Source organism: Halobacterium bonnevillei (assembly GCF_009831555.1).
In the GTDB taxonomy this organism is placed as follows: Archaea; Halobacteriota; Halobacteria; order Halobacteriales; family Halobacteriaceae; genus Halobacterium; species Halobacterium bonnevillei.
The window spans coordinates 19,263-33,725 of sequence record NZ_WUUU01000014.1; the positions used below are offsets into that span (position 1 = coordinate 19,263).

Genomic DNA, 14,463 nt, shown 5'->3' on the forward strand with positions numbered 1-14,463 from the left:
TGAGTGGGGTGGTTAGGTGCGGCCGAGCAGGACGAGCGCGGCGCCGGCTGCGACGACCAGGCCGGGCACCGCGACATCGGCGCTCAGTCCAAGCCCGTCGAAGAACCCGCCGCCGCTGGCGGCTGCTTCTTCGCGCTCCTGGACCGACTCCCGAATGTCCAGCAGCTGCTGCAACTGCTCTTCGGTGAGGGACACGTCCGCGGTCTGGGTGTTGTAGCTCTCCGTGGTCGTGGAGTCCGTCGATTCGCCCGTTTTCACGTTCGTCATCGACGTAATTTTGAAATCCGACCCAATCGCCCGGAGACCGCCGTTCGTCGCCATGTACACGATCTCGTCCGTCTTCGACACGTTGTACAGGTGGCCGGTCACGAGGTCGCCGCCGGTCGCCGCCGGCTCCCAGTCCGTGTACAGTTGGCCGTACAGCGTCTCGTTCTCGCTCGGCACTTCGACGGTGAATGAGGTGTTCATCTCGGTTTTGACGCCCATCAGCGCCAGGTCAGCACCAGCGTACGCGTAGTGGCCGGTCGAGTTGTAGTCACTCGCGAACTCCTTGGCGAGCGTCACCGGATCGGGTACGTCCGTGATGTTGACGTTCCCCGCTTCCCAGGAGTCGTAGGTCTGATTCGACCACGCCTCGATGTTCGTCGACATCTGACCCTCCTGCGTGTCCAACTCGTTTACGAGGTCGTGGAAGCGGTTGTAATCGTCCTGGGTTCCACTCCCCAGGACCGGCACCGCGGACTGATTGTACGCCGACTTCAGTTTGATACCGTCGAAGTACAGATTCGACGCATCAGCCGACGACAACTGATTCGAGAGGTCACTCAGCGCAACAACATGGCCGCCGTCGTTGCCGTCAAACTGGTTGTAGACGCCGACGTACGAGACGTTCGTGCCGTTCGACAACGTGTAGTTGAACGACACGAAATCGGATTCGGCAATCGAGTCGTCTACCCGCATGTCCTGGTACGCCGCTCCGAGGTCACTGTGTGCCTCGTGGACGCCAGCGAGATACTGCAGTTCTTTCGTCGTCGCGTTGAACTGCCGGACGACGTTGGTCTCGGTCACCGAGTAGTACGTCGTGACGTTCTCGGACGCCCACTGTCGCGCAACCGCTTTGCTCTTGTTCGCACCCAGCGCGTCCATGAACGAGGCTTTCCCCTGCGTCCACGCCATCGTCTGCGCACCATCCAACACCGTGTTGTTCAGGATCGTCGTCGACTGATCGGCTTGTCCGGCGACCAGTTGACTCTGAGCGTGGACCTCCTGATACGTCTCGTTCGCATCCACCGCGACCGTCGAGTCTCCATCAGCACCCGAATGGTACTCGTCCAGCACGTAGCCAGCGGCGAGCAGACCGCCCGTCAGGACCACGCCAGCCGTAAACCCAAGCGCATCAACCGACCCGATCGGTGACGACGACTCAACAGCAGACTCAGCACCAGGACCCAGCAAGCCACCACCTGCCAGCGCCGTCACCAACCCGACCGCCATCAACACGACGCCGACACCGCGAAGGCTCGGACCGCGACTCATACTCCCCCCGCGCCGGCGAGCGCGCCGGCGACCGCGGCCGAAGCGCCCATCGCCCATACGGCGGCGTCTCGCTTGTTGAGTTCGTTCATTCCTGAGTACCTCAGTACCACGCAGTCACCGTGTAGGCGGCCGACAGGCCGAGGAACGCGACCGTACCGATGGCCTGACTCCCCAACACCAGGTCCTGGATGGCCGGAATGAACGCCATCCCGAACAACACGATTACGCCAGCGGCGACCGCGATGCTCTCGATCTCGTCGAGGTCGTCCCAGCCGTCACCCGCGCGGTTCGTCGTCCAGCTCGCCGCCAGCGCGACGAGCGCGATGACGAACGCGATGCTCACGCTCATCCCACTCCCCGACAGCAACGTCTCGGAGAGCGAGAAACCGAACATCGAGAACGTCCCGATCCCCGTCAGAACGACGGCCGCGAGACTGAACGCCGGTGCCACGATCAGGTCCTGCAAGTCGAAGCCCCCCTTCGTGTGGAGACTAAACAGGTCGGAGTTTGAAGTTGCCATACAGCGCGTGTACGGACCGACTCCGGGCCTTTAACCAATTGAAGATGCACGCCGAAATTGGTCGCCCGGCGCCGGCCTGCGGGCGCCCCCAGGGGCCGCGCGGAGGGCAGGGTAAGTATAAGATTCGCGCTCGCTGTCGCTCGCGCGAAAAATACGGGGGCTACGCCCCCTACCGCACCGCGACCGCAACGCAGCGGCAGCTGAAGAGGCGAGCACACGCCGGCAGCGGCGGAGAAGGGGGCGGTGGTGGTGGTGAGATAGTTCCATGCGAGAACCCTGTAATTCAGCGCGCTTGGGACAGCGTTACAGCACCCGAGACACCCGGATTATTTCCTCGGTTGCGCACCCCAGCTTAGAATACACCTTACAACCATACGCAAACTTATCATTCTGGTTGAAAAGAAGAGTGTTGCCACTATCCGCCAAACGACCCCGACGCCCGCGCGGTGTTAGTCCGGTGGTCGCTCGTCGGGTTCTTCGTCGATCCGTTCGCGCCACTCCGCCCACGTTGCTTCGAGGTCGTCCGCGTGCTCCGCGTCGGCCATCCAGTCGTCGTCAGTCAGGAACGCCGGCGCGTTCTTGATGTCCAAGAGCCGGCCGTCGCAGTTCTCCCGCACCTCGTGCTCTTCCTCGATCTCCACCGTCTCGTCTCCAGGCGGCGCGGCGCCGTCACCGTGGGCCGCGCCGAGGTTCACCTTCTCCGCGGGCACTTCGACGGTCTCGGTCACGAGTTTGTCGCGTTCCAGTGTACACGCCACCGAATCGTAGGCGAGACCGAGCGTGTTCACACTCACCGAGCGTACCCAAGCGTCGGCCTCACGTTCGATGTGTGGCTCCGGCACGAAGTTGTGTACTTCGCCCCAGTAGCCGTACTGGTTGCTGCCGTCTCGGACGCCAGTGTGAGAGAGGCAGTAGGTGACGACGCGAGCCAGGTCAAACTCGTTGTATATCGAGACGTTCGAATCGTCACCTTTGGTGATACGCTCGATGAGCCAGCCGGTTGCATCCTCGACGGCACGAGTGACGTGACCGCCGTCGACGTTCTTCGAGAGCGCGACGACGTGGAAGTGCGGCGAATAGGACAGCTCCTCTCGTGTCTCGGTCCAATCCTGTGAATCGCCGTCCGGTAGCAGGTGTTTCCAGAAACCGCGGTCGTCGCCGTCCTCGCCGCGCCACGGGTGATAGAACCACGCGCCTGTGTCCACGCCCAGCTCTCCCAGCACCTCCTTGACGAGTTCGAGAGTGCGCTTCAGTGGGTCGTCGGAGTCTACCGCGAACCCGTCCGGCGGTGACAACACGAGGTGGTGGAACTTCCAGCCGTTCCACCCCGGCCGCTTCGACTCCTTAGCACGCCGCAAGGCGTCCAATTTTGAGACGACCGCCTTCGCGCGGCGGCGGTCGGCGCCCTTCCAGCATCGCGGGCATTCCCAGGAGTAGCACGTACTGCCGACGTGGGAGACGTGGCCGCAGTCCGCACAGAACCGCGGCACGTCGTCGCCACACTCCGGGTCGCGCGTCCCGTGACCGGGAATGGGCAACGCCGGGAGCGTGTCAGTAAAACGGTCGCCGTCGCCGTTTGTCTGCTCGAACACGTCGATTGCGTTCGAGGGGTTGGCCTGTCGGCTGCCGTCGTCGCTACCGTAGGCGATGCCCGACTTCTCAGTGCGAAACGGCGCGCGACGTGAGTCGCCTGCGCTCATCACCACACCCTCCACTCAGCAGGAGCGGTGTCGACGATGAACGTCACCAGGACCCCCACGAGTACCAGCACCAAGCTGGTGAGACCGGGGTTCAGGTAGACTCGCGTCAGCGCGTACAACGCGGCCCACAACTGCATCCAGTAGCCACGGCGAAGCACCGGATGCGGTCCGGTCATAGCTCCACCTTCTCCGGGAGGCGACCGCTGCAAACGTCGCAGTCCGGGGAGTCCTCATAGAGCCGCCGGTACGCGCTCGCGCGCCGAGTCTCGTAGGCGTCGGCGTCGAAGGCGTCGCCCGCGAACCGGACGCTACGAGCGTGCTCGTGGCACGCCTCACAGACGAACAGCGGCGTCTCTTGGTCGTACCAGATGATGGCTTTCGCCACCCGCACGCCGCCGCTCGCGGCTTCCTCACAGCCAGCGTAGTAGTCGCCGACCGCGGTCATTTCTCAACCCCCCAATCGCCGATTCGACCCTGCGAGGTGCCGGCCGCCTGTGGCTCACTCTGACAGCCAGCATGTGCGAGGTCGCCGGACGACAACACCGCAGCGTCGTGGTCGTCTCGAATCTCGCCGCCGCAGAGCACGCACTTCACGAACTCGGTGGCAGTCATCCCTCCACCTCCGTGGGGTCGAAGAGATTGCTCCATGCCAGCTGACGGTAGCCCTCTTCCGCGCGGTCACCAGTGACCGACGTCCACCCGTCAGGGAGCACCCCGTCGATGATTGTCGCTGGCACGACGAGCATCGCCAGGACGTGCTCGGTGCGGGGCTGGTAAACCGCGAACAGGTAGAACGCACTTTCGCGGACTAACCGCTCGTGCTGGCGTTTCCGGAAGAAATACCGCCCGCGGTCGCCGGAGTTGAGACGGCGCTGGGCGGCCTTGATTTCGACCGGCGTCCCGCGTTCGAGCACGACGACGCCCACAAACGGCAGCCGCTCGCTCGGTTCGAGCAGCCCATCAACGCGCGCGTCGTGCCACTCCGCAGTCGCGTCGCCGACGTACTGCAGCGCCGGCACCCTCTGAATGACTTCGGCCTCGATGGCCTCCCCGGCTTCCTTCGGCGTCCGTGCGCGACTCATGGGCACCACCCCGCGCTCCGGACGGCGCGCCGAATTCGGTCTTTTGCCGTGGGCGCGTAAATCGCGGTTCGAATCTTGCCGTCCCGGACAGGGAACACGCACCGAGAACAGGGGTCGTAGCGGGCGCGCTCGCCTCGAAGCCATCCGCGCCCGGGGATTTCGTAGCCCTGGCTCCACGCGGTTTCGACGGTGAGCGACGGGTCCTCCGTCCGCTTGATGAACTGCGTGCGAGCGTGTTCCGAGACATCCGGCACGTCGACGACGGACTCACTCACGGCGACCACCCGCGGCCGGACTGTCCGCGACCCTGACCGTCTCGCCGAGCGGCTGCAGACCGAAGTCCTCGGGGTCGTGGCTGGCGATGTGGTTGTGCCGGAACTCGTCGCGGTCGAAGTCGTACCCACACGCAGGACAGGTTTCGAGGTGGATGCGGCGCTGACTCCGCTGGTAAGTGACGACGCGAAGGCTCACGCACACCACCTCCGACTTTCGACTACGCGATTCGCCAGACGGCGCGACCCCCCGGCTCGGGACGAGTTCAGCTCAGATTTCAGCGCCGATTTTGGAAAAGAGGAATCGGCGACAAGAGAGCCTGAAACCCGATGTATACGGGGCTCTGGTGAATGCTCGGAATCGACGGAAATCGAGATCCGCCCTCCCCGATTTGAACGGGGGGCAAGCCGATCTACAGTCGGCTGCTCTACCAGTCTGAGCTAAGGGCGGACGCAATTGTTCGTACGCCGTGGTTTGGATTTAAGGGTTGCCATTCGGGCCAGGTGACGGACGTCAGACGAGGGGCGTGGCTTGATAACCCTGCATGCCCTTTAGGAACCTGAACCGGTATGTCGAAGATCACCTTCCGCGCGGACGACGACCTCGTTGCGGCCGTCGACGACCTCGAGGCGTCGAAGAGCGAAGTGATGCGCGACGCGCTGCGCGCGTACCTCCACGAGGAGGGCAAAGTCGACGCGGTTGCGTCATCCATCAACGAGACTGTCACGCAACGCGTGGACGACCTCGTCGAGCGCCAGCTGGGCGGTCAGCAGGCGTCCGACGGCGACGTAAACGTCCGCATCACGCTGGAGGCAGGAGAGGGAGTCCGTGCGGCCGCCGGACAGCCGGAACGCGAGCGCAGACCCGCCGAGGAAGGTGGCCATCAGAGCCCAGATGGACGTGATGGCGCTAGCCAGGGAGCCGAGCGGAATCCTCCCCAGGACCCAGTCCGGGAAGCTGTACACGGCGCCGGTCGCGGATACGGACGCGACGCCCGGAACGGACGTAAACGCCACGGAGAGCAGTCAGGAGCGTCGTGTACGAAGTGCGGGGAGACGGTGGCTCCCGACCACGTGTACTGCCCGAACTGCGGCGAGAAGGCGACGCGGCGGCTCTTCTGCGAGTGCGGCGACGAGGTTCGCTCGGACTGGGCGTTCTGCCCGCACTGCGGCCGGCGGACCGCATCGGCGGACGCGCTCGACAGGTAAGACAGTCGTTTACATGGCCGTTAATTATATACGGTGTCACGCTGTGGGTAGTTGTACGTAAGACGGTTGTCTTACACAAAATCGCAAGACTGCGGCGGTACGCCGCCGTTCGAGCGAGTGTGTAAGACAGGACCGCGGGGAACGTGGGCCGTCTTGCCTAAACGGGGATTCAAAAACAATGGAGCGTGTGACACTCCGCATTCCGGAACAACAGATCGACGAGGTCGAACAGATGGTCGAACGGGGCAAGTTCCCGAACCGCAGCGAAGCGATTCGGTCCGCCGTTCGCGAAATGATTGACGAACAGACCGACCAAGCCAGTCCGAACAGCTGGGCGAAGGTGTAACCGATGCAAGATATCGTCCAGGACGCCCTCGACAACGCTGAAGAAGAAAAACGAGAGATGGACGCCAGCTCGTCGGAGGGCGACGAGTTCGGGGACCCACGCATCGTCATCGTCGGCGCGGGCGGCGCCGGGAACAACACCGTCAACCGGCTGTACAACATCGGCGTCGAAGGCGCGGACACAGTCGCCATCAACACCGACAAACAGCACCTGAAGATGGTCGAAGCCGACACCAAGATCCTGGTCGGGAAGTCCCTGACCAACGGTCTCGGCGCCGGCGGCGATCCGTCGATGGGCGAGCGCGCCACCGAGATGGCGCAGGGTACTATCAAGGAAGTGCTCGGCGACGCGGACCTCGTGTTCGTGACCGCCGGCATGGGCGGCGGCACCGGCACCGGCGCCGCACCCGTCGTGTCCAAGATCGCCAAAGAACAGGGCGCCATCGTCGTCGGCATGGTGTCGACGCCGTTCAACGTCGAACGCGCCCGCACCGTCAAAGCCGAGGAAGGTCTGGAGAAACTCCGCACCGAAGCGGACTCCATCATCGTCCTCGACAACAACCGGCTGCTGGACTACGTGCCCAACCTCCCGATCGGGAAAGCGTTCTCCGTGATGGACCAGATCATCGCGGAGACCGTCAAGGGCATCAGCGAGACGATCACGCAGCCGAGTCTCATCAACCTGGACTACGCCGACATGACCGCCATCATGAACCAGGGTGGGGTCGCGGTGATGCTCGTCGGCGAAACCCAGGACAAGAACAAGACCAACGAAGTGGTCAAGGACGCGATGAACCACCCGCTGCTGGACGTCGACTACCGCGGCGCCAGCGGCGGCCTCGTCCACATCACGGGCGGCCCCGACCTCACACTCAAAGAGGCCGAGGGCATCGCGGACAACATCACCGAACGCCTCGACGCGAGCGCGAACGTAATCTGGGGCGCGCGCATCCAGGAGAACTACAAGGGCAAGGTCCGCGTGATGGCCATCATGACCGGCGTGCAGTCAGCGCAGGTGCTGGGGCCGTCAACGCAGAAGCAGGCGGACAAGTCCCGGCAGGAACTCCAGGAAGTCGACTCCAAGCAGCGAGCGACCGAGGAAGGCACTGAGCCGTCCCATGGCTTCGGTGCGCACTCCGACGGCGGCACGGAAGAGGTCGAGAAGAACAACGGCCTCGACGTTATCCGGTAACGCCGACCGTTCTTTCCGCCGGCGGTTCGTACGCTGATTCTCTGAGGATAATTCGATCCGCGAATTCACTCAGGCCACTTCCTACACCGCGTTTACGGCGTCGACGAGCGCGCACTTCCGGCACTTCTCCCGCGTGGTCGGCGCGCCACACGCCTCGCACTCGCCGACCGCCCGGTCTTCGTCGCCGTACTCGTCGGCGGCGAGGCTCGCGAGCTCCTCGTAGCCGGCCATGATGGAGTGACGTGTCCCGGGGTGGTTCTCCTCGAGTGCCAGGAGTACATCCTGGATCTCCCCGCGGAACGCCTCGCTGGAGTGCGGGCACTCCTCCATGTGGACCGGCAGGTCCCGCAGCTGCGCGTACAGCGCGACTTCCTTCTCGGGGACGTCCCGGAGCGGTTTCGCGCGCGGGATCATGTCGTCTTTCGCGGTGCGTTCGTCGAAGGGCCCGAGGCTGGCGTCGAAGTGCTTGGCGACCTGCTCGACGTTGCCCTCGAAGATGTTCATGAGCGCCGTCTCGGCTTCGTCGTCGAGGTTGTGTCCCGTGAACAGTTTGTCCGCGTCGTACTGCTCGGCGTAGCGCGCGAGGAGGTCCCGGCGGAACACGCCGCAGTACGCGCACGGCGCCATGTCAAGCGGGTCGTCCTCCGCGACGTCGTCCATTTCGACGTCGAATTCGTCGGCGTACGTGACGACTTCGTGGCGGATGTCTCGTTCGTCGGTGAGTTCCTCGCAGGCGGCGAGGCTCTCGTCGCGGTAGCCCTCGATGCCCTCGTGGATGGTGAGCGCGACCAGCTCCACGCGGGGGTCGTCGGCGAACGTCTCGTGGAGGATGTCGGTGAGGACGACGCTGTCCTTCCCGCCGGACAGCCCGACGACCCAGGTGTCGGGGTCGTCGGGCGTGGCGTCGTCGGGCAGCATGCCGTCCTCGCGGACGCGCCGACGAACCCGGCGCTCGACGCTCTCGAAGAGGTGGCCCTCGCAGAGGTGCGCGCCGGAGTACGCCGCGTGCATCACCGCGTCGCGGTCGCACTTGGTGCAATCCATTGGTGACACGTTGTGAACCGCGGCGTTTCACCGTTTCGTCTCGACCAGCAGGGCCCTCCGACGGCTACTCGTAAACTACATGTTGCGATAGTAAATACCGAGCCAGACTGGAATCATGCGCACAGATTCGTCGAGAAAACAGCGGAGTGCGTGCCGTCAGCCGCCGAATTCGGAGGTGGCGGCACGCTCAGCGGCGTCGTGGGCCTCGCGGATGTCGTTCGGTGTCTCGTCGGATCGACGTCGCCGCGCCGCCGCCAGCAGCGCGGACCGTCAGTCGAAGCAAAGCAGACCGACCGAACGGTGCTGGGCCTACTGTTCGGCGTGGAACCAGTCGGTGAGCGTGGCGGTCGCTCGCTTCTCGACGCCGTAGGGAACGTAGACGAACGGAATCGGGCTGTCGAACGCGCGGTCGCCGTACAGCCCCCAGTCGCCGACTGACCGCGTGGTGCCGCCGTACGCGATGGGGATGTCTTCGAGGTCCTGTGGCTCGTACTCGGGGACGTAGGACTGCTCGATCCAGATCTCGTGGTCGGGGACGTCGAGTTCGTCGGCGAGCGCGGCCTCGAGGCGGTCGTCGTTCCCGACGAGCCAGTCGCTGAACGCGTCGAGGTCCGCGTCGACGCGGTCGGCGTACGCGATGCGGTGCTTCCAGCACGTTTCGGGGAACCGACGCGACCGGAACCGGTCGTAGAGTTCCGCGAGCGTCGTGTCCGGGTTGTCGCGGGCGGCCACGCGCAGCCGTTCCATGAGCGTGTTGTCGTCGACTTCCTCCTCGATGACGAGGTCGGCGGTGACCGGCGGTTCGTCCGCGAGGGCGGCGAGTTCGTCCAGCAGCTCGCCGAGGAGGACGTTCGCGTACACGGACTTGTGGTGCTGGGTGACCCACATGTACACCGCGATGCGGCCCTCGAGGTAGTTCCCGATGGTGGACAGGGCTTTGTCCGATAGTGCGAGGCCCTCGTCGGGGTGGGCGGTGTAGGACCCGATCATGCGTTCCGTGTCGAAACTGAGGACGTCCGCGCCGGTCATCTGGTTGTCCCGCGTGATGTAGTCGAGGCGGTCGACGTCGATGGGCGAGTGCAGAATCTGGGCGGCGACGCCGTGCTGCCAGCGGCCGCCGCGCTCGTACTCGAGGCTGTACCCGAGGATGTGCGCGCAGACGTCGAAGGGGTCGACGTCGAGTTCCCGGAGGCCGTCGTCGAACTTCTCGAGAACGATGAGACAGCCGAGGAGTTCGTGCGCGTTCGCGGCGCGAACCGGGTCGGCGTCGACGCCCGCGTCGTCGAAGGCGGCCTGGAGGCCACGGTCTGCGAGGCGCTCGCGGAGGTCGTCGGTGTCGATGAAGCGCTCGCCGAGGTGGCTGAACGGCGGGTGGCCGACGTCGTGGAGGAGTGCCGCGCACTCGAGGGTGCGCTGGATGTCGTCGAGTTCCGCGGACGTGGCGTCCCGGTAGAAGTACGACTGCTCGCGGAGGTTCTCGAAGACGGTGCGCGCGAGGTGGTAGACACCCAGCGAGTGCTCGAAGCGCGTGTGGTTGGCGCCCGGATAGACGAGGTATGTGGCGGAGAGCTGTCGGACGTGGCGGAGTCGCTGGAACGCCCGCACGTCGAGGACGTTGTCGACCAGCGCCTGGTCGAGTTCGACGTAGCCGTGGACTGGGTCTTTGAGTTGCGTTGGCGGCATGGGTGGTCGTGGCGGGTCCGCGTGGACCGCGCCGAGATTGCACCACCTACGAGACAGGTGTGGGTCGGTCTTTCGGTTTCGCGGCGCGCGTGCGACCGGGTCGCGTGCGGAACGGTTTTCGGCGTGCACGGGCTACGAACGCCCGATGGACCGGGACGCCGCAGTGGAGCGCGTGGAAGCACTCGTGGACGCCGTCGCCGGCGAGGAGATGCCCGTGCCGGTGCGTGAGGTCTGGGTGTACGGCGACGTCGCGCTGGGCCTCGACCCGGTCGAGCGCCTGGACGTCTACGTCACGAAGGACATCCTCCTGCGCGGCGACGACGCCGACCGCGCGGCGGAGTTCGAACGCGAGTACGGCGTCAAGGGCGTCGGGAAGACGGTGCGCGCGTCGTGGGCCGACACCCACCCCGAGTACCTGCGTGCGAACGATAACGGCCACGTCGCGCCCGAGCAGTGTCTCGCCGCACACCTCCTGGAGGACGACGAACCGATCCACCTGGAGGTCTGCAACGCGGGCTTCGAGGACAACGTCACGCAGCGACTGGAGGGCGCGCGAGCCACGCAGGACTACGAGCAGGTGCTGGACCCGCGAGGCGTCTGCCTGTGGGTGGAGGGTCAGCGCAGCGACGACGCCTTCCGGAAGCTACGCGAGGGCGAACTCGTGTTCCCGACGCTCTCGGGCGCCCTCGAGATGCTGGGCGCCAGCGAAGACGAGGCCGAGACGGCGGCGGAGGCGGTGGCAGCGCGTCGCGAGCGCGCCGAGGGCGCGACTGTCCGCGGCGACGTGGTGTGACGCCCGTTCTATCGGCGTCGTTTGAAGTACGATGCCCGGAGCAACCCGGCCGTGGCCTGACGACTGGCCGGCCGGGGGTTGCGGGAGCGCGACAGTCCCGGTCGGACGCCGACGTCGCCTGGTAGCCCTACGAACTGTCGGTACTCACTGACGCGCAGTCAGGCGTCCTCGAACCCGTCTTCGAAGATAAACGTCCCGTCGCGCTGGACGACTTCGCCGTCCACCTCGATGAACGAGTCCTCGCTCATGTCCACGATCATGTCGACGTGGGTGGCGGACTCGTTGAACGGCTGTCCTTCGGGCACGCACTCCTCGATGGCGCCGCCGACGGCCATGTGGACGGTGTCGCCCATCTTCTCGTCGAACAGCATGTTGTACGTGAACCGGTCGATGTCCCGGTTCATCCCGATGCCGAGCTCGCCGAGGCGGCGCGAGCCCTCGTCGGTGTTCAGCACGCCTTCCAGCGTGGGTTCGTTCTGCTCGGCGGCGAAGTCCACGACCTCGCCGTCCTCGAATTCCAGGGACGCGCCAGTGATCTCGTTGCCCTGCCAGATGAGCGGCTTGTCGAACAGCACTTCGCCGTTCACGGAGTCGGGGACCGGACACGTGAACACCTCGCCCGCGGGCATGTTCTTGTCGCCGCAGTCGTTGGCGGCGTCCATGCCGGCGACGCTCATTTTGACGTCCGTCGTGTCCCCGGAGACGATGCGGACCTCCTCGGCGGGGTCCAGAATCTCCACCATCTGCGCCTGGAACGCCTCCTGTTCGTCCCAGTCCTTGTTGATGGCGTCGTAGACGAACTGCGCGTACCCCTCCGTGCTCATCTCGGCTTTCTGGGCCGCGGCGGGCGTCGGGTGCTGGGTGATGACCCAGCGCTTCTCGAGGCGCTCCTCGAGGACCGGACCGTGTGCGCGACTCCCCGCCTGGCTCTTCTCCGGCGGGACGTCGCTGGTCTCGTACGCGTTCGACCCGCCGCCGACCATGATGACGGCGTCCGTCTCCTCCATCGCCGCGAGGGCGTGGTCCTTCGTCACGTAGTCGTCTTCGTCCATCTGGAGGGCGTACGCCCGGGCCGCGCGGCCGAAACTCCAGTTCAGGGACGGCCGTGCACCGACTTCGCCGAGCTTCTCGTAGAGCGCTACGACGAGGTCGTCTGCTTGCTTCGACGCCGACACCTGTACCATGTCGCCCTGTTGAATCTGTGCGCAGTCTTCGACCAGAATCTCCGCGTGCCTGCGGACTCGCTCGTCCATAGCTGACCTCGTCCCCGCACCCGAATAAAGCCTCTCAGAAGAGCTGTTCTGTTATCGTCGTGATACGTTCCCGGTGAGCTGGCCGACGACCGCTCGCGCACCTCTGTCAGATCGCCGCGATTCCGCCCTCACGGCTCTTCGTTCGCCGGTCGGTCTTCCCGCGGGCCCGCACTCCGTACGGCCCGCGCTACTCCTCGAAGCCGTCCTCAAACACGAACGTCCCGTCGCGCTGGACGACCTCGCCGTCCACCTCGATGTACGAGTCCTCGCTCATGTCCACGATCATGTCCTTGTGGGTCGCGGACTCGTTCTGTTCGTTGCCCTCGCCGATGCACCGCTCGTACGCGCGACCGAGCGCGAGGTGGACGGTGTCGCCCATCTTCTCGTCGAACAGCATGTTGTACGTGAACCGGTCGATGTCCCGGTTCATCCCGATGCCGAGCTCGCCGACGCGCTTCGCGCCCTCGTCCGTGCCGATGATGCCAGCGAGCACGTCCGCGTTCTGGTCGGCGTCGTGGTGGACGACCTCGCCGTCCTCGAATTCGAGGGACGCGCCCTGGATCTCACGGCCGAGCCCCATCACCGGCTTGTCGAATTTGACCGTCCCCTCGACGCTGTCCGGGACCGGCGCGGTGAACACCTCGCCGCCCGGCATGTTGTTGTCCGCGTCGTCGTTGACGGGGACGTTGCCCGCGACGCTCATCGTCACGTCAGTCTCGTCGCCGGAGACGATGTGAACCTCGTCGGCGTCCTCGAGAATGTCGACCAGTTGCGCCTGGAACTCCCGCTGGGCGTCCCAGTCCTTGTCGATGGCGTCGTACACGAAGTCCGCGTACTCGTCGGTGCCCATCTCCGCTTTCTGCGCGTTTCCGGCCGCCGGGTACTGCGTCCCCACCCACCGGCACTCCATCTGGGCGTCCTGGATGGGTTTCTGGACTTTCGCGAACGCCTGCATGTCCTCGGGGTCGAGGCCGCTCATCTCCGAGACGTTCGAGGACGCCCGGACGCCGATGAGGACGTCCGTTTCCTCGACCAGCGCGAGCGCGTGCTCGGCCATCTGGATGTCGTCGACGTCGACGGCCTCGGCGTACGCTCGCATCGCACGCGCGGGCATGCTGAGGCCGATCGGAATCGCGCCGCGTTCGCCGATTTTCTCGTAGAGGGCGGTCTCGAGGTCCGGCGCCTCGGCGGGTGCGTTCACGACGACGTGGTCGCCCGGCTGGACGTCCGTGCAGTGGTCGACGAGCAGTTCGGCGTGCGCCTCGATGCGGGGGTCCATGCTGCCGTGGTAGCGACGCCGGAAGAAAGGCGTTTCCAGAACCCGCGTTCTGTAATCAAAGCGATACGTCAGTCTCGACGACGGCCGCGTCCCCGTCGACGACCGCGCTGAACTCGTCGCCGTCGAGTTCGACCGTCACCTGCAACCGGAGGGGCGACTCCGAGCGCACCGTCGGGGGGTTCTCCGGCGACAGAAACCCGTGTAACCAGGGGTACTCGCTCGTCGGGTCGCGGCCGTGCTCCCAGAAGAACGCGACCAGCGCGGGGTGGTCCAGCAGCGTCACCGAGGCGGGCGCGCTGTAGTGTTCGCCGCACCGCTGGCAGGTCGCGCGGAAGTCGAACACCGTCCGGTCGTCGACGTCGGCCTCCTCGATCCCGGCGTCCATCTTCCCGTAACACGACCGGCAGACGCCCTGTTTGGCCAGCGAGATGACGTCGTAGGCGTCCTGGACGGTGACGGAGACGACGGTTTCGAGGTCGCGGTCGCGGACGAGCATCGGCGCCGCGGGCGCGCTGAGCAGGTGGTGGCCGCCCCGGCACTCCACGCGCACGTGGC

At 65.4% G+C, this 14,463-nt stretch carries 16 protein-coding genes and 1 tRNA gene; 4 read left to right on the plus strand and 13 right to left on the minus strand.

Translation table 11 applies throughout. The features are described from left to right. Nucleotides 1–12 precede the first annotated feature (12 nt). The 8 genes from GRX66_RS03730 to GRX66_RS03765 form a co-directional block, all read right to left on the minus strand. Complete coding sequence (locus tag GRX66_RS03730; protein ID WP_159525327.1) at nucleotides 13–1,536, minus strand: hypothetical protein; 1,524 nt, start codon at nucleotides 1,534–1,536, stop codon at nucleotides 13–15. Between the two features lie 100 nt (nucleotides 1,537–1,636). After that, nucleotides 1,637–2,056 (minus strand): hypothetical protein, encoded by a 420-nt coding sequence (locus GRX66_RS03735; RefSeq protein WP_159525328.1) that lies wholly within the window; start codon nucleotides 2,054–2,056, stop codon nucleotides 1,637–1,639. A gap of 449 nt (nucleotides 2,057–2,505) precedes the next feature. Next, nucleotides 2,506–3,756, minus strand: coding sequence for a hypothetical protein (locus tag GRX66_RS03740; RefSeq protein WP_159525329.1), 1,251 nt, complete (start codon nucleotides 3,754–3,756; stop codon nucleotides 2,506–2,508). Between the two features lie 172 nt (nucleotides 3,757–3,928). After that, a complete protein-coding gene (locus tag GRX66_RS03745) occupies nucleotides 3,929–4,201 on the minus strand; it encodes a hypothetical protein (protein ID WP_159525330.1) in 273 nt (90 codons plus the stop codon). Next, nucleotides 4,198–4,368: a hypothetical protein gene (locus GRX66_RS03750; protein WP_159525331.1), complete on the minus strand. Its 171-nt coding sequence runs from the start codon at nucleotides 4,366–4,368 to the stop codon at nucleotides 4,198–4,200. The genes GRX66_RS03745 and GRX66_RS03750 overlap by 4 nt, the downstream gene beginning before the upstream one ends. Continuing rightward, entirely contained in the window at nucleotides 4,365–4,838 is a 474-nt protein-coding gene (locus GRX66_RS03755) for a hypothetical protein (RefSeq protein WP_159525332.1), read from the minus strand. The genes GRX66_RS03750 and GRX66_RS03755 overlap by 4 nt, the downstream gene beginning before the upstream one ends. Before the next feature lie 267 nt (nucleotides 4,839–5,105). Then, the gene (locus GRX66_RS03760) at nucleotides 5,106–5,309 is read right to left on the minus strand and encodes a hypothetical protein (protein ID WP_159525333.1); all 204 of its coding nucleotides are present in this window, start codon (nucleotides 5,307–5,309) and stop codon (nucleotides 5,106–5,108) included. A 178-nt stretch (nucleotides 5,310–5,487) separates the two neighbouring features. Then, nucleotides 5,488–5,561 (minus strand) — tRNA-Tyr (locus GRX66_RS03765). A 119-nt stretch (nucleotides 5,562–5,680) separates the two neighbouring features. Here GRX66_RS03765 and GRX66_RS03770 point away from each other — a divergent pair. The 3 genes from GRX66_RS03770 to ftsZ all read left to right on the plus strand — a co-directional run bounded on the left by GRX66_RS03770 (nucleotide 5,681) and on the right by ftsZ (nucleotide 7,856). Next, nucleotides 5,681–6,319 carry a double zinc ribbon domain-containing protein gene (locus tag GRX66_RS03770; RefSeq protein WP_159525334.1) on the plus strand — a complete coding sequence of 213 codons (639 nt, stop codon included), beginning with the start codon at nucleotides 5,681–5,683 and terminating at the stop codon, nucleotides 6,317–6,319. A gap of 178 nt (nucleotides 6,320–6,497) precedes the next feature. Then, nucleotides 6,498–6,665 (plus strand): ribbon-helix-helix domain-containing protein, encoded by a 168-nt coding sequence (locus tag GRX66_RS03775; protein ID WP_049938312.1) that lies wholly within the window; start codon nucleotides 6,498–6,500, stop codon nucleotides 6,663–6,665. A 3-nt stretch (nucleotides 6,666–6,668) separates the two neighbouring features. Further along, the gene (gene ftsZ / locus GRX66_RS03780; protein ID WP_159525335.1) at nucleotides 6,669–7,856 is read left to right on the plus strand and encodes a cell division protein FtsZ; all 1,188 of its coding nucleotides are present in this window, start codon (nucleotides 6,669–6,671) and stop codon (nucleotides 7,854–7,856) included. Between the two features lie 81 nt (nucleotides 7,857–7,937). Here the strand turns inward: ftsZ and ncsA are convergent, their stop codons facing one another. Both ncsA and GRX66_RS03790 read right to left on the minus strand, forming a co-directional pair. Further along, nucleotides 7,938–8,900, minus strand: coding sequence for a tRNA 2-thiolation protein NcsA (gene ncsA, locus GRX66_RS03785; RefSeq protein WP_159525336.1), 963 nt, complete (start codon nucleotides 8,898–8,900; stop codon nucleotides 7,938–7,940). A gap of 309 nt (nucleotides 8,901–9,209) precedes the next feature. Beyond that, entirely contained in the window at nucleotides 9,210–10,583 is a 1,374-nt protein-coding gene (locus GRX66_RS03790; protein WP_159525337.1) for an HD domain-containing protein, read from the minus strand. 145 nt (nucleotides 10,584–10,728) lie between these two features. On the opposite strand from GRX66_RS03790, the gene GRX66_RS03795 reads away from it, so the two are divergent. Then, the gene (locus tag GRX66_RS03795) at nucleotides 10,729–11,376 is read left to right on the plus strand and encodes a DUF7095 family protein (protein WP_159525338.1); all 648 of its coding nucleotides are present in this window, start codon (nucleotides 10,729–10,731) and stop codon (nucleotides 11,374–11,376) included. Nucleotides 11,377–11,534: 158 nt separating this feature from the next. Here GRX66_RS03795 and GRX66_RS03800 read toward each other — a convergent pair whose 3' ends face one another. From GRX66_RS03800 to GRX66_RS03810, 3 genes are all read right to left on the minus strand, one after another. After that, nucleotides 11,535–12,629: an aminopeptidase gene (locus GRX66_RS03800; protein WP_159525339.1), complete on the minus strand. Its 1,095-nt coding sequence runs from the start codon at nucleotides 12,627–12,629 to the stop codon at nucleotides 11,535–11,537. 187 nt (nucleotides 12,630–12,816) lie between these two features. Then, nucleotides 12,817–13,908, minus strand: coding sequence for an aminopeptidase (locus GRX66_RS03805; protein WP_159525340.1), 1,092 nt, complete (start codon nucleotides 13,906–13,908; stop codon nucleotides 12,817–12,819). Nucleotides 13,909–13,963: 55 nt separating this feature from the next. Then, the coding region (locus tag GRX66_RS03810) for a DUF7351 domain-containing protein (protein ID WP_449271461.1) at nucleotides 13,964–14,463 on the minus strand (500 nt) is incomplete at its 5' end.